Source organism: Allobosea sp. P1_A7, from assembly GCF_056406775.1.
The window spans coordinates 1-1,750 of sequence record NZ_JBFTZN010000529.1 but is presented as its reverse complement, the minus strand read 5'-3'; the positions used below and the strand labels follow the sequence as shown (position 1 = coordinate 1,750).

Here is a 1,750-nt window from a genome sequence, read left to right as displayed (position 1 = left end):
ATCCGCCTGCTCCTGGCATGGCTGAGAGTTTTTTGCGCCTTGATCCTGGCCACGCTCAGCGCCCCCGCGGCGCAGACCTCGATCACAAAGGGCCGACCGGCGTTCAGCTAAACTCACAAACCGCCAGGATCAGGTTGTTCACGACCGACAAGCTGCCGCAACCGGCATTGCCCGAAGTGCCAGGGGCCGGCCCGCGAGGCCTGGCTCGACGAGCGGCAGAAGGACCTGCTGCCGACGCCCTACTTCCACGTCGTGTTCACCGTGCCAGCCGCGATCGGGGCGGTCGCCTTCCAGAACAAGGCCGTCGTCTACGCCATCCTGTTCGAAGCCGCGCTATGGACCTTGAAGACCATCGCCGCAGATAGGCGGCATCTGGGGGGCGAGATCGGGGGAATCGCCATCCTGCACAGCTGGGGACAGGCGCTCACGCATCATCCCCATATCCATTGCCTCATACCAGGAGGCGCATTGGCGCAAGACGGCCACTGGATTACCTGCCGGCCCAACTTCTTCCTTCCCATCCATGTCCTCTCGCGCCTGTTTCGCCGCCGGTTCACCGAGCGGCTCGTCCAGGCGCATGACGCGGGCGAGCTCTCCTTCTTCGGGGATCTCCTCGCGCTGAACGGGCCCGAGACCTTCGCCGGCGTGATGGCCGAGCAACGCCGGATCAACTGGATCGTCTACGCCAAGCCGCCCTTCGGCTCGCCGCAGCATGTGCTGGCCTACCTCGGCCGCTACACCCACCAAGTCGCCATTGCCAACAGCCGCCTCGTCAGCATCGAGGATGACGCCGTCACCTTCCGCTGGCGCGATTATCGCCATGGCAACGCGGCGCGCCTGATGACGCTTCATCCAGCCGAGTTCATTCGCCGCTTCCTGCTGCACGCGCTGCCCGACGGCTTCCACCGAATCCGCCACTTTGGCTTCCTCGCCAACGGCCACAGGCGCTCCAGGCTGATCCTCATCCGCCAGGCCATCGCAGAATCCGCCAACATGCCTGCGAACGACCATGACGCCGGAGGCTCGGGGGCTGCCCGTCCATCGCGCCTGGCGTTCGATCCGGCGCTTTGCCCTTGCTGCGGCGGCGCCATGCGCGTCATGGCGACCTTCCCGCGCTGCCGGCCTTGCCCGGATACCTCATGACCAGAGGCCACCGGCATCCCAGTCCCTATCCTGTTGCCCTGGGCGCCGATGTCTCGCGGGATGCAATGCCTTGCGCCCCGCTCTGTCCCGCAACCAGCAGGACAATCATCGATCGCTCCCTCGCGCCTGCGCCATCGTGGCTCCCGGCCGCGTGCGCCACGCTGCCGGCCGGGAGTGTCCGTCAGCCGGTTCCCATCAGGGCTGCGGTCGGTCCTGTCGGAGGCCCTTCGATCAGCCGCCCCCAGGCACAAAACCCATAGGCCCCCGCAGCCGGCGGCTTCGTTCAATCCGGCTTCAATGAGGTCGCGCAACGCGCCTCGCACCACGATCGCAGCCGCGCGACCTCACAGAACCCTCCAGATTCGCAGTCTCTGAAGAGGAGGCGGTGATGGCTGATTTGTTTCTTCTGAGCGAGCGCCAATCCGGGCTAGCCGCATCGCTAAGCTCAAGTCTGAAAGCCACCGAGGCTGTGTGAAAAGAGCCGAGTCGGCTAGGATTCCTGGAGGTGATGCTCCGGGAGCTTAGATGAAGCGCTTCGTTGAGAGTGAAGACCGTCGGCAGGGTGTCCTGCTTCCCGAGTATCTTGACGACTACGTGTCGGAGAACA

The 1,750-nt window shown here is 65.1% G+C and carries 1 pseudogene; it reads left to right on the top strand.

Annotation, left to right across the window (positions count from 1 at the left end):
• Positions 1-150: 150 nt before the first annotated feature.
• Positions 151-1,143: pseudogene (locus tag AC1D34_RS37285) on the top strand (IS91 family transposase); the annotation flags it as partial.
• Positions 1,144-1,750: the final 607 nt, after the last annotated feature.